We start from the raw sequence: 19,265 nt of genomic DNA, 5'->3' as shown, positions 1-19,265 counted from the left end.
CCGGGCCGGCGCTATGCCGCATACGCCTACCCTTCGAGCAGCAGCGCCTCGGGATCTTCCACCAGCTCTTTCACGCGCACCAGGAAACGCACCGACGTGCTCCCGTCGATCAGCCGGTGGTCGTATGAGAGCGCCACGTACATCATAGGGCGAATCACCACCTGGCCGTTCAGGGCGATCGGCCGCTCTTCGATCTTGTGCATGCCCAGGATGCCGACCTGCGGCGCGTTGAGAATCGGCGTAGACATAAGCGAGCCGAACACGCCGCCATTGGTGATGGTGAACGTGCCGCCCTGCAGCTCGGCCAGCGTGAGCTTGCCGTCGCGCGCGCGCCCGGCCAGGTCGGCGATCTCACGCTCGATCTGCGCGAAGCTCTTGCGGTCGGCGTCGCGCAGCACCGGCACCACCAGCCCTTCCTCCACCCCCACCGCAATGCCGATGTCGTAGTAGCGCTTCAGCACAATTTCGCTGCCCTGCAGCTCGGCGTTGAGCATGGGAAAGGCTTTCAGGGCGCCGACGACCGCGCGGGTGAAGAACGACATAAACCCGAGCCCGATGCCGTGGCGCTCTTTGAATGTGTCTTTGCGGCGCTTGCGCAGCTCCATCACTGCGGTCATGTCGATCTCGTTGAATGTGGTGAGCATTGCCGCGTTATGCTGGGCTCGACCAGGCGGCTGCGCGATGGTCTGGCGGCGACGGGTCAGGCGCACCCGCTCCTCGCCACGGCTGTCGGCGGCTGGGGCCGGCGCGCCGGTGCGGCCGCTGGCTGTGCGGGTGGCGGCGCGGCTGGGTTGCGGCTGGAGCAGCCGGGGCGGCCTCTGGGCTTGCTGCGTCGCAATGTCCTCTTTTGTCACGCGGCCGCTCCTACCCGCTGCCGGCGATCGCCCGCAGATCAACGCCTCCTCGGCGAGGATCCGGCGCGCCACTGGCGTGGCGCGTGCGTCGCGCTCGTCGGCGGCGGCGCGGCAGGCGTTGGCTGAGCGGCAGGCGGCAGCGGCAGGCGCGCTCACGCCATTCTGCCTCGCCGCGCCCGCGCCAAGCGTGCCGATCACCCGCCGACGGCCACGTTCGCCTTCGCCCTTGATGATCTGCTCAAGCACGCCAGCCTTACCGGCGGTCACTTCCACACTAACTTTATCGGTCTCGAGATCGACCAGCGTCTCGCCGGCCGCCACCGCATCGCCGACGCGCTTGAGCCATTTGCCGACAGTGGCCTCGACAATCGACTCGCCCAGGGTCGGGACGCGCACTTCAACAGCCATACTACTCTCCAAATATACGCTCGACTGACGCACCAAGCGGGTCTTCCAACGAAATTGCTCTGCGATTATGGTAGGCTGCCAACCGCCGGCTGCAGCTGGCCCTGCAGCGCCAGCGCGATGATCCGCGCCTGCTCGAGCGTGTGCTCGACCAGCGAGCCCTCGGCAGGGGTGGCCGACTCGCCGCGCCCAACGTACAGCAGCGGCAGGTCGGGCGGCAGCAGCGCGCGCAGCCGTGGCGCGATGTAGCCCCATGCGCCCATATTGCGCGGCTCTTCTTGGAGCCACACCACTTCAAGCAGGTGCGGGTAGCCCTCCAGCAGCGAGCGCAGCTCGGCCTCGGGGAACGAGTACAGCTCCTCGACACGCGCGACGGCCACACTCGGCGAGGAGTTGGCCTCGGGCGCGCCCAGCAGGTCGATATACACCTTGCCGCTGCACAGCACCAGGCGCGTTACGTCGGCGGCGCGCTCGCGGCCGGTCGGGTCGTCGATCACGCGCTGGAAGTGGCCCTCGGCCAGGTCGTGCAGCGATGACCCGGCGCGCGGGTGGCGCAGCAGGCTTTTCGGCGACATCACGATCAGCGGCCGCGGGTCGCTGGTGAGCAGCGCGGCCTGGCGGCGCAGCAGGTGGAAATACTGGCCGGCGCTGGTGCAGTTGGCCACGCGCAGATTTTCGTCGGCGGCCAGCTGCAAGTAGCGTTCGAGGCGCGCGCTGGAGTGCTCGGGCCCCTGGCCTTCGTAGCCGTGCGGCAGCAGCAGCACCAGCGCGGGCAGCTGGCTCCACTTGGCGCGCCCGCTGACGATGAACTGGTCGATGATCACCTGCGCGCCGTTGGCGAAATCGCCAAACTGCGCCTCCCACAGCACCAGCGTGTTCGGCGCGTGCGACGAGTAGCCGTACTCAAAGCCCAGCACGGCCACCTCGGAGAGTGGGCTGTTGTGGATCGCGAACGAGGCTTTGGCCTGCGGCAGCGTCTGCAGCGGCGTGTAGGCCTGGCCGGTGCTTGTGTCGCGCAGCACGGCGTGGCGGTGGCTGAACGTGCCGCGCTCGCTGTCCTGGCCGGTGATGCGGATGGGGATGCCGTCGGCCAGGATCGAGGCGAACGCCAAGGCCTCGGCGTGGCCCCAGTCGATGCCATTCTCGAGCTCGAAGGCGCTGCGGCGGCGCTCGAGTGTGCGCTCGAGCCGGCTGTTGATCGTGAAGCCGGCGGGGCGGTTGAGCAGCGCGGCGTTCAGCATCTGCAAGCGCTCGGCGGGCACTGCGGTTTGGGTACGGCGGGCCAGGCCGGGCGGCGCGGGCTTGGGCCGGCGATCCTCGTGCGGCTTGGTCTCGGCCTCGCGGCGGGCCTGCTGCAGCTTCTCGGTCACCTCGGCGATCATGCGCTCGGCCTCGGCGGCGTCGATCAGCCCATCGGCGATCAGCCGGTCGGCCCAGATCTGGCGCACCGTCGCGTGGTTGGCGATCGTCGTGTACATCTTCGGCTGGGTGAAGGCCGGCTCGTCGCCCTCGTTGTGGCCCCAGCGGCGGTAGCCCACAAGGTCGATCACGAAATCCTTGCCGAACTGCTCGCGGTAGGCGTGGGCCATGCGCGCCACGGCGATGCATGCCTCCACGTCGTCGGCATTCACATGCACGATCGGGATCTCGAAGCCCTTGGCCAGGTCGCTGGCGTACAGTGTGCTGCGCGAGTCGCTTGGCTCGGTGGTGAAGCCGATCTGGTTGTTGGTAATGATATGGATCGTGCCGCCGGTGCGGTAGCCCTTCAGCCGCGACATATTCAGCGTCTCGGCCACCACGCCCTGGCCTGGGAACGCCGCGTCGCCGTGGATCAGAATCGCCAGCGAGGCGCGGTCGCTCTGCTCGGGCGCGCCCGGCCGGTCGCGCTGCTCCTGGGCGGCGCGCGCGCGGCCCTCGACCACCGGGTTGACGAATTCGAGGTGGCTGGGGTTGGGCGCCAGCGTGATCGGCATCGACTCGATCCCGCTTTCGCGGTAGGTGCGCTGCGCCCCCAGGTGGTATTTTACGTCGCCGGCCCAGCCGACGCTGCCCTTGCCCGAAGGCGAGGCACCATCGCTGCGGTTGGCGGCGTGGAATTCGGCCAGAATCGCGTCGTAGGGCTTGCCGAGCGTGTGCGCCAGCACATTCAGGCGCCCGCGGTGGGCCATGCCGATCACCACCTCGTGCGTGCCAAGCAGCGCGGCGTTGCGGATGATCGAGTCGAGCATGGGCACGAGCATGTCGCAGCCCTCAAGCGAGAAGCGCTTCTGGCCGACGAAGTTGGTATGCAGGAAGCGCTCGAACGTCTCCACCTCGGTGAGCCGCATCAGCAGCTCACGCCGGCGCCGGTCGCTCACAAAGCCGTAGAAGAACTGGCGGCTTTCGATCGCCTCGCGGATCCAGCTGCGCTCTTCGAAGTTCTGGATGTGGTCGGTCTCGTAGCCGATCGAGCCAGAGTAGGCCGCGCGCAGCTTCTCGACGCCCTCGAGCGCGTTGTGCGATTCGGCGGCCAGCGGGCCGCGCACAATGCTGGCCGGCAGCCCGGCCAGAAACTCCTCGTCGACGCCGTGGATGCTGAGCTGCAGCCCCAGGTCGCCGGGCGGGTCGCTGCCGAGCGGGTCGATCCGCGCGTCGAGGTGGCCTAGCTCGCGGATGTAGCGGATCAGCCGGGCAGCCGCGACGGTGCGTGTCACGTCGAGCTGGGCGGCCGCTGGCGCGGGTGCGGCGGGTGCGGCGGGTGCGGATGCGGCGGGTGCGGATGCGGGCGTGGCCTCGGGCGGCGCCCAGCGCTCGAACGCCGCGCGCGTGGCCGCGTCGACCGACAGCGGGTCGCGCTGGTAGCGCTCGTACAGCTCGAGCACATAGCCGGCATTCGGGCCGTGAAACATCGAAAGGTTGGTCATTGCACTTCCTTAGTGGCAATCTGAAGCCACACCGGCCAATTGACGGCTGTGCGGAAACGATATGGGCTGAACGCGAAGAAAAATGCTGCGCTCAAGTATAGAGGACGCACCAGTGAGCGTCAAGGGTGGCCGGCCTGCGATTCGCGCAACCGTTTGGCCGCGCCAGCGATATACCTATGAGTCCTATCGAGAGGCCTTGCTATGCCGATATCGCTGAAGCTGTTGCTGATCTCGGCTGACCCGGCGCTGCTGGATGGCCTGCGAGCGGCCGTAGCCCTGCTTGGGCCGCAGGCCGCCGCGCTGGCGTGCGGATCGGCTGAAGAGGCGGCGCTGGCCGATCCGCCGCCCGAGCCCGAGCTGATCGTGCTCGACGGGCGCGTGCCCGCCGTTGTGGCCCAGCAGGTCGCCGTGCTGCGCCGGATGCACACCTGCGCCGACGTGCCGCTAGCGCTGGCCGGCGCCAGCGAGCTGGCCCACGGAGCGATCGCCACGCTGCCGGCCGGCGCCGACGCGCCCGCGCTAGCGGCCGAGCTGACAGCGCTGTGGCGGCGCCACCAGAGCCGCCAGCTCGAGCAGTTCATTCGCCAGCTGGCGGCCGAGTATATTCTGGAGCTGCCGGAGCTATGGCAGCAGATCGCGCGCGGCTGGGCAGGCCTTCAGCGCGAGTGGCGCGCCGACGAGTGCGAGCAGATGCGCCGGCTGGTACACACCATGCGCGGGGCCAGCGCTTCGCTGAACCTCGCGCCGCTCAACGCTGCGGCGCGCACGCTCGACCAGGCGCTGGCGCTTACAACGGCCGTGCCGCCAGCCGCCGAGCAGGTCGCCGAGCTTGACCTGGCCTTCGAGCAGCTGCGCCGCGCGATAGCCGCGCTCGCCTGAGTCACTCGCTTGGCACCTTCAGGCCATCTTTGGCCAGCAGGCGCCGGCCGTCCTTGCTGCCGATAAACCCGAACAGCTCTTGCACGGCGCGCGGCGCGCCGCGCTCGCGCGAGCGCAGGGCGTACCAGTCGTGCTGAATATTCACTCCCGCCAGATCGACCACGCCCATCTCGCGGCCGCGCGGGATGCGCGTCTGCGGCACAAACGCCAGCCCGATGCCGTCGCGCACTGCCTGCAGCGTCAGGCCGATCGCGTCGGTTTCAAGCGCCACGTGGATATCGGCGGCGCCCACGCCGCGCCGCCGCAGCCCGTCCTCAATGATCCGCCGCAGCGGCGTGCCGGCGCGCGGCAGCACCAGTGGGTGCTCGCGCAGCAGGCCCGGCGGCGCTTGCTCTTGCTGCAGCAGCGCGTGGCCGCGCGGCGCCAGGAGCGCCACGCGCTCCGAACCCAGCAGCAGCGTCTCCCAGCCGCGCCGGCGCTGCTGCTCTTCGGCCAGCAGGATCTGGGCCTGGTGATCCTCAAGCCACTCCAGCAGCGTCTCGATCGGCGCCACCGTCACCGTCACGGCGATGGCGGGAAAGCGCGCGTGGAACTCGCGCAGCAGCGTGGGCAGCAGCACCTCGCCGCTCGACGGCGTGCAGCCTACCACCACGCGCCCGCTGACCTGCCCGCGCAGCGCGCGGATGCTCTCCTCGGCGCGCGCCGAGAGCGCCAGCATCTCGCGCGCCGAGATCACCAGGTCTTCGCCGGCGTGCGTCAGCATCATCTGCTGGCCGACGCGCCGGAATAGCCGCACGTGGTCGAGCTGATCTTCGAGCGCGCGGATGTGCTGGCTCACTGCGGGCTGCGACATATGCAGGCGCTCGGCGGCGGCGCTGTAGTTGCCGGCCTCGACTACGGCGAGAAAGGTTTGCAGGTGGATCGTGTTGAGCATGTCTTATGCACCCACGTTACGCGCTGGGGGCGCGGGGCCGGCAAGCCGCCCTCGCGGCCCGCTTTTTTTTGGCCAGTCGCGGCCACAATGTGGCTGCGACTGGCCAAAAAAAGAAAAGCAATTTGGCGGGCTGCGCCCCCTAACCTACCGCGTGGCGGCGCGGCGCCGGGTAAGCCATGTTACTGGGCAGGCACCACCGCGCCGGTGAAGTAAAAGCCGAGCGCCACCACCAGGTACACCGCCAGCAGCTGCGCGCCCTCAAGCCAGTTGCTTTTGCCGTCCACCGACACCAGCGTGGCGCTGAACACCGCCAGCGTCAGCGCCACCACCTCGAACAGGCTGAAGAACAGCGTCAGCTCGGGGCCGAACAGCAGGCTGATGAACACCAGCAGCGGCGCGACAAACAGCGCAACCTGCATGCTCGATCCGAGCGAGATCGACAGCGACAGGTCCATCTTGTTCTTCAGCGCCACCTGCACGCCAACGATATGCTCGGCTACGTTGCCGACGATCGGGATGATGATCACGCCCAGGAAGAGCTTGCTGATGCCCAGGCTCTCGACCACCGGCTCGACTGCGCCCACCAGAAATTCGCTCAGGAATACGATCGCCACCGTGCTGATCGCCAGCACTCCCACCGACATCGGCACGCTCCACCGGGCAGTGTGGGCCTGCTCTTCCTCGGAGTGGTCGTCGGTGCCGGAATGCTCCTCGCGCTCCGGCGTTCGGAACGTAAACAGCAGGCTCAGCAGGTACAGCACGATCAGAATGCCGGCGACCCACAGGCTCAGCTGGTTGAGCGCCGGGTCGTTCACATTGGTGTTGAACACGTCGAGCCGCCCGCTTTGTAGCTCGTGCAGCAGCTCGAACAGCGTCGGGATGATCAGGCCGATGACTGCCAGCGTCATCATCGTGGCCGACACGCCGGTGAGCGTGCGGTCGAACTTCTGCGTGCCGTGCCGCCAGCCGCCCAGCAGCAGGCTGGCGCCGAGGATCAGCAGCAGGTTGCCCAGGATCGAGCCGGTGATCGACGCCTTCACCAAGTCGAACTGGCCCTGGCTCAGCGCCACAATCGTGATGATCAGCTCGGCCGCGTTGCCCAGCGTCGCGTTCAGCAGGCCGCCGATCTGCGGGCCGGTGTGGATCGCCAGCTCTTCGGTGGCTTCGCCAAGCAGGCCGGCCAGCGGCACCAGCGCCACGCACGAGAACACAAACACGAGGATGGGACTCCAGTGTAGAAATTCGGCCGCCGCCGCGAGCGGCACGAACGCCAGCAGATAGCGCAAGTACTTCAAGCGCGCTCCTTCCTTTCTTCCTCCTTCAGCGGTTTCCGGTTCTGCCCCTGAGCTGTACTAATTGGCTGCGGTGGGCGCTATGATACCACGGAATACCCCGCGCATTCCTGCGATGCCGCGCCTATGATAAATCTTTTGACACAAAGGCTTGCGTTTCGGTGAGGATAGGAGTAGGATATCCGCAGGCACAATGGCGGTGCGGCGGTTCGACTTCTGCTTCTGGCAGCAATACGGCGGCGTGGCCGAAATAGGGCCGCGCCGTGTTTGTGCTTATACGGGCTTCGTATATCGCGCGCCGACCGTGAATGTCGTGCGGCGGCCAGAGAGGAACCTGCCATGTTGTCGGACCACGAGATCAGAGATCTGCTGCACCACACCCGCACGATCGCAGTCGTTGGCCTGAGCCAGCACCCCGAGCGCGATTCGTATGCTGTGGCGCGCTTTCTGCAGCGCAATGGCTATCGCGTGCTGCCGGTGAACCCGAACCTGAGCGAGCGCGTGCTGGGCGAGCGGCCCTACGCCAGCCTGCGCGATATCACCGAGCATGTCGATATTGTCGATATTTTCCGGCGCCCCGAGTATGTGCCGGCGATCGTCGAAGACGCGATCGCGATCGGCGCCGATGTCGTCTGGACGCAGCTTGGGATCGTGAACCAGGCGGCCGCACTGCGCGCGAAGCAGGCCGGCCTGGGCATGGTGATGAACCGCTGCATCGCGATCGAGCACCGCCGCCTGATGCGCGTGGTCGAGAGCGTGCTGTACTAGCGCGCCGCAGCCCGCACGCGAATAGACGCGAATTGACGCCAAGCAACTGTCGCCGTTCGCGTCTATTTGAGTCGCTTCCGCCGGCTCCAGCCGCCGCGTTCCGGCGCGGCTTCCCGCCTGCCCCGCCTCAGCCGCTCGCCACCCGCCGCGCCAAACCACATACTTCCCACATCGCTTCTTAACAAAGTCTGAAAATCTTCTTGCTATCATCATGGCTGTGAGCAAGGCCAGGGCGCGGCGCCGCGAGATGCCGCGCTTCACGATAGCAGGGAGACATATATGCGCATCATTGGGCGAACGCTGATTATTCTGGCGGCGGCGCTGGCTGTGGCCGGGGTTGTGTGGGCGCTGGCCGGCAGCGGCAGCGCGGCGGCCTCGGGCATGCCGGGTGGCGGCATGGAGCACGGCGGCGATCAGGGCGCCAGCCTGTTTGGCGCGATCGAGGTGCTGAAGAACCTGGTGGTGGTAGGGGTGATCGTTGGCCTTACCAGCCTGGCCTCGCGCCTGAAGTCGCGGCGCCGCCCGGCTGCGGCCTGAGCGGCTTGGTTTGCGCTTGGGCTGCGTTGGTTCGATAATAGCGCGTGTTGCACGTCGTGCTGTGTTGCCGGTGGCCGCCCGCGCCGCGCGCCGCTACCGGCAGCCCACAAGGAACGGTACCGCTTATGGCCCAAACAATTCTGGTTGTCGACGACGAGTCCAAGCTGCGCGATCTCATTCGCGTCTACCTCGAGCAAGAGGGCTACCGCGTGGTCGAGGCCGGGCACGGCCGCGAGGCGCTGTATGTCGCGCGCGTCGAAAAGCCCGACCTTGTGATACTCGACGTGATGATGCCCGAGATGGGCGGCTTCGAGTTCATGCGCGCCTTTGGCAAAGAGGCCAGCACCCCGGTGATCATGCTGACGGCGAAAGTCGACGACTCGGATAAGATTGTGGGCCTCGAGCTGGGCGCCGACGACTACGTCACCAAGCCGTTCAATGTGCGCGAGCTGATCGCGCGCGTGCGCGCGGTGCTGCGGCGCACCCAGCGCGGCACTGCCGAGCCCGATCTGCTGCGCGCATTCGATATTGTGCTCGACCGGGCCGGCTGCACGGTGAAAGTCGCCGACCAGTTTATCGATCTGACGCCTTCGGAGTTCGAGATTCTGGCGACGCTGATGGCCGCGCAGGGCCAGGTATTCTCGCGGCTCGACCTGCTCGACCGCATGTCGGGGAACGCCTACGATGGCTACGAGCGCACGATCGACGTGCACATCCGCAACCTGCGCACCAAGATCGAGCCCGACCCCAGGCACCCGAAATATATTGAGACAGTCTATGGCATGGGCTATCGCTTTGCGCCCGCCAAGGCGCCAACTGATCGATGAGGATCGGCATATGCGCTCGCTTACCGCAAAATTAATCCTCGCGTTCGCGCTTGTGGGCGTGATCGGCGCGGCGCTCGTGGCCGTGCTGGTGGGCGTGCGCACGCGCTCCGAGTTCGACCGCTTTCTGTCGGGGCGCGACCAGGGCGTGCTGCGCGACGCGCTGACGACCTACTACGCCGGCCACGGCAGCTGGGATGGCGTGCACGATATGCTCGCGGCCGACCAGACGCTGACATTCTACAGCCGTAGCGTCGCGCTGGCCGACGCGCGCGGCCAGGTGGTGCTGCCCGACGCGGGCCACCCGAGCGGCTCGGCGGTGCCGCGCGCCGCGCTCGAAAACGCCGTGGCAATCAACGTCAATGGCGCGACCGTCGGCTATATGGTTGTGAGCGCGCCCGCAGCGCGGGCGCAGCCCGGCGCGCAGCCGCCCGAGCAAGATTTCCTCTCGCGCGTCACGATCGCGGCCGGGCTGAGCGCGATTATCGCGGCGCTGATCGCCATGCTGATCGGCGGCGTGCTGGCGCGCACGCTCACACGGCCGCTGCGCGAGCTGATCGCGGCGACGCACGTGATGGCCGGCGGTACCTTCGACCAGCGCGTGCAGGTGCGCTCGCGCGACGAGATCGGCGAGCTGGCCGGCTCGTTCAACAAGATGAGCAGCGACCTGGCGCGCGCCAGCCAGCTGCGCAAGCAGATGACCGCCGACCTTGCGCACGATCTGCGCACGCCGCTGAGTATTCTGCGCGGTTATACCGAGGGCTTGAAAGATCAGCGGCTGGCTGGCTCGCCGGCGCTGTTTGCGGTGATGCACGGCGAGGTCGAGCATCTGCAGCGCCTGGTCGACGACCTGCGGGTGCTCTCGCTGGCCGACGCCGGGGAGCTTTCGCTCAACCGCCGCGCAGTGGATCCGCGCGCGCTGATCGAGCGCACCGGGCTGGCCTATTTCGTGCAGGCCGAGCAGCAGGGCATCGAGATGCGCGTCGAGGCCGAAGACGACCTGCCGTCGATCGCGGTGGACACCGACCGGATGACGCAGGTGCTGAATAACCTGGTGTCGAACGCGCTGCGCTACACCAGCAGCGGCACGATCGCGCTGGCGGCCGAGGGCGCCGGGGGGCGCGTGCGCCTGCGCGTACGCGACACGGGCAGTGGCATCGCGCCCGAGGATCTGCCGTTTGTGTTCGACCGCTTCTACCGCGCCGATAAGGCGCGCCAGCGCACCGATACGAACGCATCGGGCCTGGGCCTGGCGATCGCCAAAGCGATTGTCGAGGCGCACGGCGGCAGCGTGAGCGTGGAGTCAGCGCTGGGCGTGGGCACGACATTCACGATCGAACTGCCGGCGGTTGAGCAGGCCAGCCCGCCGCTGCTGCGTGCCGGCGAGCCCGCGCGCCTGCCGGCCGGGAGTCGCGTGGGCTAGCAAATGGGGCGCGAGGGGCATAGCCGATCGCACTTCCCCTTTTCAGCCAGCTTCTCTTCTGGGTATCACGGCTGCTGCGCCACGACCACCCGAAAGCCCAGGTGATTGCGCCAGTAGCTCGGCGGCAGGCGGCTGCGGTACGTGCAGCGCGCGTGTGTCGGGTTGGTTGCGCACGACGAGCCGCGCAGCGTGTACACTTCGGCCTCGCAAAACGGCCGCGCCGCGCCGGGGTAGCTGGCGTAGGGGCTGCCGGTCCACTCCCACACATTGCCTACGCAGTCGTGAAGACCATACGGGCTGGTGCCGCCAGGGTAGCAGCCTACCGGCGAGGTCATCCAGAAGCCGCGCGCCTCGGCGGTGTTAGCCTGCTCGCTCGACCATCCATCGCCCCACGGGAACCGGCGCTTCGCCTGCCGCCCGGCGTCCCAGCTGGCGGCCTTCTCCCACTCCAGCTCGGTTGGCAGCCGCACCAGCTGGCTTTCGCCGATCAGGTTGGCGGCGCGCAGGCGCGCGGTGAGCCACTCGCAGTAGGCGTTGGCATCGTGCCAGGTGACGCCGACGACCGGGCAGGATGGGTTGTTGACGCGCGGGTCGTGCCAGTAGTGTGGCTGCGGGTGGCGCGGGCGCTCGGCCAGAAAGCGCGCGTACTCCTGGTTGGTCACCAGGAATATGCCGATCGCGAACTCGGCCAGATCCGCGTACTGCGCCGGCCCCTCGTCGTCGTACCCCTCGGATGTGCCAAGCGCGAATGCGCCAGCCGGAACACGCGCCAGCGGCGGCAGCAACCCGGCGAAGCGCGGGTCGCCCAGGCTGCCGAGCAGCAGCCCGGCGCGAATCCGGTCGGGCAGCGCCAGCGCGGGCTGGCCGACGCAGGCCATCAGCTGCTCGCGCACCTCGTCGCGCAGCGCGCGATCCGACCACGAGCGCTCGCCTAGCTCGATCAGGCACTCGGCCGCGAGCTGCGTATCGGTGGTGCACGGCGCTGGCGCGGCGGCGCGGTGGTGCAGCAGCAGCCGCACGAACAGCCGCGCGATATGCGGCGCGCCGCGCTTCCCTAGCTCGCCGACGGCGTGCACAATTGGCTCGTGCCAGTGCGCATCGCAGCGCAGCTCGTAGGCGCGAGTGGGGAAATCGGCCATGCCGGCGAGCGCGCGGCCGGCCAGGTATTCGCGAACCGGCGCCTCGGGCATGCAGTAGCCGCCGCGCGGTGTGCGCTGCAGCAGGTGGTGCGCGCAGCACCACGCCAGCAGCTCCTCGGCGATCTGGTGGCGTGCCGTGGCGTTGCCGATCAGCTCGGCGGCCTCGGCGGCGCTGAGCTCCGGTGTGGCGCTGCCGGCCGAGCCGAGGCGCGTCTGCAGGGCGAGCGCCAGCGATTCGGCGAGCTCGCGCCGCTGCTCGGCGCTATAGAGCTGCCCCAAGCCCAGCCGCTGCCCAAGCTGGCGCGCATGGTCGTGCCCACCGAACTCGCGGCCGTTGATCAGCATGTCGGCGTGGCGCAGCAGCACCGTGCTGCGGGCAGCCGGCAGCGCGTGCCCCTGCGCGTGCGCCAGCACGCACAGCGCCAGCGTCAGCGGCGTGCGCGCGAGCGAATGCAGCCGTGCATCGCCCTGGAGCACCTGGTGCAGCTGGCTGGCGCGGCGCTCGACCGCCTCGGAGGCCAGCAGCCCGGCGCGGTCGGCGACGCAGCCATACCAGCTGCGGATCAGCGCCAGCGCCTGATCGGCGTCGGGGGTGGCCAGCGTGTAGCGCGCGAAGCTGGCCAGGGGGGCCATCACGCTCGGCTGGAAGCCCCGGCAGGTTACAACATACCGGTTGTCGGGGTAGCGCGCTACAAAGCGCCCGAGCGCGATCATGAACGCCGACATGCTCGCGGTCGATGGCAGGTCGTCCATGTCGTCGATCAGCACCAGGCACTCGCCGCGATCGAGGCGCTGCTGGATGGCCGGAACCAGATCTTTGAGATTGCTGAACTGCAGCCACGACTCGATCGCTTCCCAGAAGGCGCTCAGCGAGGGCATCGAGCGATCGTTCGGCGCGGCGTTGCCGCGCGTGAGCGCCTGCGCGATGTCGTGCCCCGCGAGCAAGATCGGCAGCGGTGCTGCGCCCGGCCAGGCGGCCGCGCCGGCGCTGGCCTGCGCCAGGCAGCTCAGGGTGAGCGCATGGAGGCAGGTGGTCTTGCCGCTGCCGAACTCGCCCTCTACCAGCATGCGCGCGCCGGGGGCACGCGCCAGCTCGGCGAGCGCCACGGCGGTGCCGGCGGTGTAGCTGGCGGGCGAGCGGCTGTCGAGCGGCGTGAGCGCGCGCTCGACATAAAGCGCGGCGAGCTGCGGGTGCAGGTCGCCCCAGTCGCTCATGCCCGCCAGCGGCACGTAGTGCACCTGGTCGCTGAGCATGCGCTGGTAGGTGTGCAGCAGCGCGCCGTCGTCGTGGCTCGCCTGGGCAGCGGGCGGTGCTGCGGCGGGCGGCTCGGCGTCGGCGGGCTGGTCGTCGACCTCGACGCCCTGCGCGCGCAGCTCGCGCTTGACACGGGCTATCTCGCTGCGTGTTTCGTCGAACTGGTGCCAGATGTATGGCGGCGTGAACGCGCCAAACTGGGCACGCTGGATTTCGAGAAATTCGAGCGTTCGCCGGTAGACTGCCAGGCAGCGTTGGAGTGCAGTGATTGATTCGACATCGTCATGCATAATGGGGTCGTGGCAGTTCAGCGGGCGAAACCAACCGGGCAACCGTATGCGCCATCTCTACAAGGTCGAATGGTTTGGCTACCACCTTCTGGCAGCCGGCGGTTTGCGCGGCGCGGATGGCCGAGCTTACGTCGTAGGCGGTCATGGCGACGATCGGGATGTCTTCCAGCGCCGGATCTGAGCGCAGGCGCGAGGCGACTTCCCAGCCGTCGATGCCGGGGATGCACAGGTCGAGCAGGATCAGCGCGGGCCGGTGCTGGCGGGCGAGCTGAATGGCCTGGGGGCCGTCCGAGGCTTCGATGACCTGAAAGCCCCGATCGGTTAAGGAGTACCTGACAACCGTACGTATATCGGACGAGTCGTCGACGACTAGAATGGTAGTATTCATAGCACCTCCTCGGTTAGGCGACGTCGTGGTAGAAGGAGTGGTGCGGCTTGGCAATGCTGTTTGGTGGCAGCGAGCCTGCGCTGCGCCCGAGCGCGGAGCGCGCCCGTCGCGGTAGCGCTAGCGTGGCTGCTGCGCTTCGGCCAGGGCGTGGATCTATTTCATATGTACAATGTACTATTGATAATAGTAATCTATCGAGTAGCTCCTGTAAAGCCCTTTAGGTAACACTAATGTCACAACAAGATTGCATAAGCGTAACAATTTGTATACAGCATTGCAAGGGTGGTTTGGCGGCTGTCTGAAGCGGCCGGGGCCGCATTCCGGCGTTGACAGCGCCGGCGCGCAATGGTATAATTAGCACATAAGTTCTACACCAGTGCACTGTACGATGAACACGAGTAGTATGATGAGGTGGAGCTATGACCAACCGCGAGATCGCCGCGATTCTGTTCAACATTTCCACGATCCTCTCCACACAGAACGGCAACCCCTACCGCATTCGCGCCTACCGCCAAGCCGCGCGTAACCTCTTGCGCGCGCGCCACTCGGTGGCCGAGCGCGTCGCCGCCGGCCGGCCGCTCGGGCTGCCGCGCCTGGGCAAGAGCCTGACGGCCAAGATCAGCACGCTGGCCCAGAAAGACGCGCTGCCGTTCTACGAGGCGCTGTGCGACGACCTGCCCGAGGGCGAGCGTCTGCTGCTGCGGCTGAATGTGCGCGGCCTGGGGCCGACGATCGCCGCGCGGATTCACCGCGACCTGGGCACGATCGACACGACCAGCCTGCGCCGCGCCGCTGCCACCGGCACGCTCCAGAAAGTATGGGGCATCGGCCCGAAGCGCACCGCCGCCATCCTGGATGCACTCGGCGATACAGGCGTGCATCAAGAGCAGATGCAGTTCTAGCGCCAGGGCAGGGCGGCACCGAGGCACAGCGTCCGGGGCAGCGCTGCGCCGATCGCCCTGTCTCACAATCCCCTGCCCCCTGCCGAGGAGAGAAGGATGGATTTCCGTCAACGCGACCTGGACGAGCTATTTGATGAGCTAGAAGAGGCCGAGGATGGACTACTTGATGCGACGCTGGACGACCAACCGCAAGCTGAGCCGCTGCCCGGCCGCGCCGACGAAGCCGAGCTGGCCGGCGGATATCGCACGAAGCTGGCGCTCACCCCACGCCCATACCAGGACGACGCGCTGGCGGCCTGGGTCGCGGCTGGCGGGCGCGGCGTTGTCGTGCTGCCCACCGGGGCCGGCAAAACCGTGCTCGCGCTGATGGCCACGGCCAGGCTGGGGCTGCGTACGCTGGTGCTGGTGCCCACAATCGAGCTGCTGTATCAGTGGCGCGACGCCATGACCGAGCGGCTGGGCGTGGCCAAAGGCCATGTTGGCATCTTGGGCGATGGCCAGCGCGACCTGAAGTCGATCACCATCAGCACCTATGCCTCGGCGGCCATGCCCAATGCGCCGATCGCCGGCACCGGGCTGCTGATCTGCGACGAGGCGCACCACCTGCCTTCGCCATCGTACAGCGGCATCCCGGCGCGCTGCGGCGCGCCCTACCGCCTGGGCATCACCGCGACGCCCGAGCGCAGCGATGGTGCCGAGAGCGCGCTCTACACGCTGCTCGGGCCGGTGGCGTACCAGCGCACGCCGGCCGAGCTTTCGGCCGAGGGCCACCTGGCGAAGTTCCGCGAGAAACGCATCTATGTCGATCTTCAGCCCGAGGAAGCATTGCGCTACGCCGCGCTCACCACCGAGTGGAAGTGGTTTATCGCGCGCAACCGCGGCCTGCTGGCGCGCGGCGGCGACTTTTTCGGCGAGCTGATTCGCCGTAGCGGCAGCGACCCGGCCGCGCGCCAGGCGCTGCGCGCGCATCACCAGGCGCGCATGATCGCGCTGAACGCCGAGGCCAAGCTGGGCGAGGTGGCGCGGCTGCTGGCCCACCACCGCAGCGACAAAGTGCTGGTGTTCTCGGAGTACACCACGCTTGTCGACACCATAAGCCGCACCCTGGCGCTGCCGTCGATCACATACCGTACCGCGCCCGACGAGCGCAAGCGCACGCTGCAGTCGTTTCGCGGCGGCGCCTACTCCAAGCTCGTGGCCGGGCGGGTGCTGAACGAGGGCGTGGACGTGCCCGACGCCAACGTGGCGATCGTCGTGAGCGGCAACAGCACCGCGCGCGAGCATATTCAGCGCCTTGGCCGCGTGATTCGCCCGAAGCAGACCGAGGCGGTGCTCTACGAGCTGGTGACGCGCTATACCAGCGAGGTAAGCGCCGCGCGTAAGCGCAGAAAAACGAAGGGCCAAGGGCCAAAGAGCATAGAGGAAACGATGTAGTTGTGCATTGGTCTTTCGTCCTTCGTCTTTGGTCATACGGAGTTCAAAATGGCTTTCAAAACCGCCGATTTCAAAAAAACCACCCGCAGCTCCGGCGACGAGCGGCTGCTGTACCCGTATCAGATCCGCGACGAGCGCTACACCGCGTCGATCGGCTACGCGATCGCGTACTACGACCGGATGGTCGGGCGGCGGCGCGCCGAGTTCGAGGCCGAGACGCTGCTCGAGTTCTTCGGCGACGCGCGGCTGGCGCGCGGGCTGGTGGCCTGCCTGGCGCGTACCTACGCCTGGCGCGAGCAGACATTCGCCGAGGCGCTGGGCGACGATGTGGCGCTGGTGTTGCGCCGCGCCGGCGTCAGCTCGCCGGCCGATCTGCGCGCGCGGCTGTATGGCCTGGCGAATGGGCGCTATGGCGGCGTGATCCTGCCGCACGAGCGTGGCGAGGCGATCGCATTTCTGTGCGAGAAAATTTCCGCCGAGGCGCTTGCCAAGGCCGGTGAAGAACAGCCAAAAGCCAAGAGGGTTGCGGGCGCAAGCGGCCCGCCGCCCGACGCTTCGTCCTCGGCTGCCGCACTGGCGCCAGCGCAGTTCGAGCGCGCGCTGACATTGGATGCTGAAGATCAGCATATTCTGATCAAGCAGGGCGCCACGCCGCAGCCTAACGATATCGTAGCGCTGTATAACTACCACTCGATCGAGACGGCGCTGTGCCACAGCGAGAAGCTGAGCCTGGAGCTGCGCGGGCCGGTATGGAACATGCTGCGCAGCACGCACAGCCTGGCGCGGCGCTACCGGGTGCGCTACGAGGTGAGCGCGGCGCCGCGCACGCTGTTCGACGAGCGCATTGGGCTGACGTTACACGGCGGGCGCGACGCGCTGGGCAGCTGGAGCCGCAATGGCCGGCGGCTGGCACGCGTGCTGCTGCGCCTGCTGGCGGCGCACCCCGACGCGCTGGCCGGCGGGGCGGCCACCGTGCACCTGCGCAGCCAGAAGCTCCAGTTTAAGCTCGACGACCGCGCCCTGAAGATCCTCGGCGTGGCCGCCGGCCAGGCCGCCGACGTTACCGAGCCATGGGACGAAGACCTTGCCGACGCGTTCCAGCGCACCTGGGGCCGGCTGCTGGTGGGCGGGCGCACGGCCGGATGGCGGCTGCGGCGCGACCCCGAGCCGCTGATTGGGCGCGGCGCGCTGGTGGTGCCCGATTTCGCCTTGCAGCGCGGGCGCGAGCGGCTGGCGCTGTGTATTGCCAGTGGAAAGACCACCGCCGACGCCCTGCTGCGCGATCTGGCCGCGCTAGGCGCTCGCTCGCGGGCGCTGCTGATCGCGCCTGCGCACGTGGCCGAAGGCCTGCGCGCCTGCCCGGTGCCGATCGCCACCTACGAACAGGAGCCCGCCGAGGCGATTAGCGCGCTGGTGGCGCTGCTCGAGCGCAAATACCCGCGCCGCAGCTCGGCGGAGGCGCTGACGCCCTGGCAGCAGCTCGAGCAGCGTGTCGCCGACGAGGGCTTTGTCGAAGAGCAGGCTGTGGCCGCGCTCATGGGCTGCTCGGCCGACGAAGCCGCGCGGCTGGTGCAGCGCTGGGGCGGGCCGGCGCTGCACGTGCTGCCGGGCCTTGGCGTATGCGCGCCCGAGGCGCTGGGCGAGATCCGCGCGCTGATCGAAGAAAGCGAGCTTGCTCAGCGTGCGGCGTAGCGGCCAATCGGGCGCGGCTTGCCGAACCACGGCAGATCGAGTACACTCAGGGCCACTCAGGCGCTTCCGACAAACCGCTCCCAGAGAAAGAACAGACATGGGCCGTAAATCACGCGTCAAGCGCGACCGCCGCGAGCAGGCTGATTTCACCGTGGCGCTGACCGCCTGCGAAGGCACTTGGCTCGAGCGTATGCCTTCCGACGAAGAGCATGCGCGCATCAGGGCCGCACAGAAGCTGCTGGAAGGCCACCGCGCCGCCGCCGCCGAGCTGAGCGCGAATGAAGAGCGCATGCAGCGCTTCAGCCTCGAAGTATTCCGCGACGAGCGCTTCACGCCGCTGCACTTCGACGACTGGGTTGTCGCGGCGGTGCTCGAAAAGTTCGGCGAGCCGCCGGTGAGCGAAGACCCCGGCGACACCGCGTTTACCGATTACCTGCGCGCCGCCGTGCAAAGCGTCGCCAGCGCGCGGGTGCGTCGGGCGCTAGCAAGCCAGGTGCTGCGCTTTCTGCCGGATTACGCCGAGGCCGGGCTGGTGAACGAGGCACTGGCGATCAGCTACAACGCCTATACCACCGTGATGAGCGACGCGAATACGCCGCTGCTGGTGCAGATGCTGGTGGGTGGGCTTTCGCGCTGGTACGACGAAGTGGCCGAAGACGAGCCGGCCGGCGCGAACGCCGAGTAGCCTTTTTCTGGCCGCCGCGCACGCGGCACACGATCAAAGCCGGGGCTCCCGACATGGAGGCCCCGGCTTCCGTTTTTTGTGCTCTGGCAGAGCGCGAAAAAAACATCTGCGGGGGCGGCTTCGCCGCCCCAAATTTCTTATTGTGTTGCACTACATGCGAAGCCACGTCGTGCAACACAGCCTATACGTGATCAAGCGAACAGCGTATCAAGCCTAGTTTTGCGAGTGCACGATCAGCACCGCGCAGCGCGCGCGCTGGGCCACGGTATTGCTGACGCTGCCGAGCAGGATGCCAGCCAGCTGGCCGTGGCCACGCGACCCGAGCACGATCAGGTCGCAGCCGTCCTCTTCGGCGACGCGCAGGATGGCCGGGGCGGGCGGCCCTTCGAGCAGCTGCACCTCGGCGAGCATCTCGGCCGGCACCTGCTGGCGCATAGTATCGAGGATCTGGCCGCCAATTGCGCTGCGCGCTTCGAGCAGGTGCTCGTACTGGGGCGTGCCGAGCAGATCGGATACGTGCGGAAATGCGTGAACAAGCTCGATCTTTGCGCGGTATTGCTTCGCCAGGTCGGTGGCCATATTCAGCGCCTCGCGCGAGTTGTGCGAGCCATCGACGGCGACGAGGATTTTTTTAAACATCGCGGCCTCCTTGCTGCGATTG

16 protein-coding genes are annotated in these 19,265 nt (G+C 67.9%); 9 read left to right on the top strand and 7 right to left on the bottom strand.

Annotation, left to right across the window (positions count from 1 at the left end; all coding sequences use genetic code 11):
- Positions 1 to 26 precede the first annotated feature (26 nt).
- Together odhB and U0177_RS25090 are read right to left on the bottom strand one after the other, a co-directional pair.
- On the bottom strand, positions 27 to 1,262 hold the full coding sequence (gene odhB, locus U0177_RS25095; RefSeq protein WP_409573412.1) for a 2-oxoglutarate dehydrogenase complex dihydrolipoyllysine-residue succinyltransferase: 1,236 nt from the start codon (positions 1,260 to 1,262) through the stop codon (positions 27 to 29).
- A gap of 65 nt (positions 1,263 to 1,327) precedes the next feature.
- Positions 1,328 to 4,162 carry a 2-oxoglutarate dehydrogenase E1 component gene (locus U0177_RS25090; RefSeq protein ID WP_409573411.1) on the bottom strand — a complete coding sequence of 945 codons (2,835 nt, stop codon included), beginning with the start codon at positions 4,160 to 4,162 and terminating at the stop codon, positions 1,328 to 1,330.
- 201 nt (positions 4,163 to 4,363) lie between these two features.
- Between U0177_RS25090 and U0177_RS25085 the strand changes: the two genes are divergently transcribed.
- Positions 4,364 to 5,041: an Hpt domain-containing protein gene (locus U0177_RS25085; protein ID WP_409573410.1), complete on the top strand. Its 678-nt coding sequence runs from the start codon at positions 4,364 to 4,366 to the stop codon at positions 5,039 to 5,041.
- A 1-nt stretch (position 5,042) separates the two neighbouring features.
- Here the strand turns inward: U0177_RS25085 and U0177_RS25080 are convergent, their stop codons facing one another.
- Both U0177_RS25080 and cax read right to left on the bottom strand, forming a co-directional pair.
- Positions 5,043 to 5,975 carry a LysR family transcriptional regulator gene (locus U0177_RS25080; protein ID WP_409573409.1) on the bottom strand — a complete coding sequence of 311 codons (933 nt, stop codon included), beginning with the start codon at positions 5,973 to 5,975 and terminating at the stop codon, positions 5,043 to 5,045.
- A gap of 179 nt (positions 5,976 to 6,154) precedes the next feature.
- A complete protein-coding gene (cax, locus tag U0177_RS25075; RefSeq protein WP_409573408.1) occupies positions 6,155 to 7,270 on the bottom strand; it encodes a calcium/proton exchanger in 1,116 nt (371 codons plus the stop codon).
- Between the two features lie 336 nt (positions 7,271 to 7,606).
- On the opposite strand from cax, the gene U0177_RS25070 reads away from it, so the two are divergent.
- The 4 genes from U0177_RS25070 (at position 7,607) to U0177_RS25055 (ending at position 10,819) form a co-directional block, all read left to right on the top strand.
- Positions 7,607 to 8,035: a CoA-binding protein gene (locus tag U0177_RS25070; protein ID WP_409573407.1), complete on the top strand. Its 429-nt coding sequence runs from the start codon at positions 7,607 to 7,609 to the stop codon at positions 8,033 to 8,035.
- Positions 8,036 to 8,314: 279 nt separating this feature from the next.
- Entirely contained in the window at positions 8,315 to 8,572 is a 258-nt protein-coding gene (locus U0177_RS25065; RefSeq protein ID WP_409573406.1) for a hypothetical protein, read from the top strand.
- Positions 8,573 to 8,697: 125 nt separating this feature from the next.
- On the top strand, positions 8,698 to 9,399 hold the full coding sequence (locus tag U0177_RS25060) for a response regulator transcription factor (RefSeq protein WP_409573405.1): 702 nt from the start codon (positions 8,698 to 8,700) through the stop codon (positions 9,397 to 9,399).
- A 10-nt stretch (positions 9,400 to 9,409) separates the two neighbouring features.
- A complete protein-coding gene (locus U0177_RS25055; RefSeq protein WP_409573404.1) occupies positions 9,410 to 10,819 on the top strand; it encodes an ATP-binding protein in 1,410 nt (469 codons plus the stop codon).
- Between the two features lie 65 nt (positions 10,820 to 10,884).
- Here the strand turns inward: U0177_RS25055 and U0177_RS25050 are convergent, their stop codons facing one another.
- Both U0177_RS25050 and U0177_RS25045 read right to left on the bottom strand, forming a co-directional pair.
- The gene (locus U0177_RS25050; RefSeq protein ID WP_409573403.1) at positions 10,885 to 13,503 is read right to left on the bottom strand and encodes an SUMF1/EgtB/PvdO family nonheme iron enzyme; all 2,619 of its coding nucleotides are present in this window, start codon (positions 13,501 to 13,503) and stop codon (positions 10,885 to 10,887) included.
- The gene (locus U0177_RS25045) at positions 13,496 to 13,891 is read right to left on the bottom strand and encodes a response regulator (protein ID WP_409573402.1); all 396 of its coding nucleotides are present in this window, start codon (positions 13,889 to 13,891) and stop codon (positions 13,496 to 13,498) included. Before U0177_RS25045 ends, U0177_RS25050 begins: the two co-directional genes overlap by 8 nt.
- 419 nt (positions 13,892 to 14,310) lie before the next feature.
- On the opposite strand from U0177_RS25045, the gene U0177_RS25040 reads away from it, so the two are divergent.
- The 4 genes from U0177_RS25040 (at position 14,311) to U0177_RS25025 (ending at position 18,604) form a co-directional block, all read left to right on the top strand.
- Entirely contained in the window at positions 14,311 to 14,793 is a 483-nt protein-coding gene (locus U0177_RS25040; protein WP_409573401.1) for a histidinol-phosphatase, read from the top strand.
- 96 nt (positions 14,794 to 14,889) lie between these two features.
- Positions 14,890 to 16,227: a DEAD/DEAH box helicase gene (locus tag U0177_RS25035; RefSeq protein ID WP_409573400.1), complete on the top strand. Its 1,338-nt coding sequence runs from the start codon at positions 14,890 to 14,892 to the stop codon at positions 16,225 to 16,227.
- 48 nt (positions 16,228 to 16,275) lie between these two features.
- Positions 16,276 to 17,919, top strand: a complete 1,644-nt coding sequence (locus U0177_RS25030) for a DUF790 family protein (protein ID WP_409573399.1) — start codon at positions 16,276 to 16,278, stop codon at positions 17,917 to 17,919.
- A 97-nt stretch (positions 17,920 to 18,016) separates the two neighbouring features.
- Positions 18,017 to 18,604 (top strand): hypothetical protein, encoded by a 588-nt coding sequence (locus U0177_RS25025; RefSeq protein WP_409573398.1) that lies wholly within the window; start codon positions 18,017 to 18,019, stop codon positions 18,602 to 18,604.
- A gap of 213 nt (positions 18,605 to 18,817) precedes the next feature.
- Here U0177_RS25025 and U0177_RS25020 read toward each other — a convergent pair whose 3' ends face one another.
- The gene (locus U0177_RS25020; RefSeq protein ID WP_409573397.1) at positions 18,818 to 19,243 is read right to left on the bottom strand and encodes a universal stress protein; all 426 of its coding nucleotides are present in this window, start codon (positions 19,241 to 19,243) and stop codon (positions 18,818 to 18,820) included.
- Positions 19,244 to 19,265 lie beyond the last annotated feature (22 nt).

The organism is Kouleothrix sp., assembly GCF_046328425.1.
Lineage (GTDB): Bacteria > Chloroflexota > Chloroflexia > Chloroflexales > Roseiflexaceae > Kouleothrix.
The sequence above is the reverse complement of the archived record's forward strand: the minus strand, read 5'-3'. Positions and strand labels throughout refer to the sequence as shown.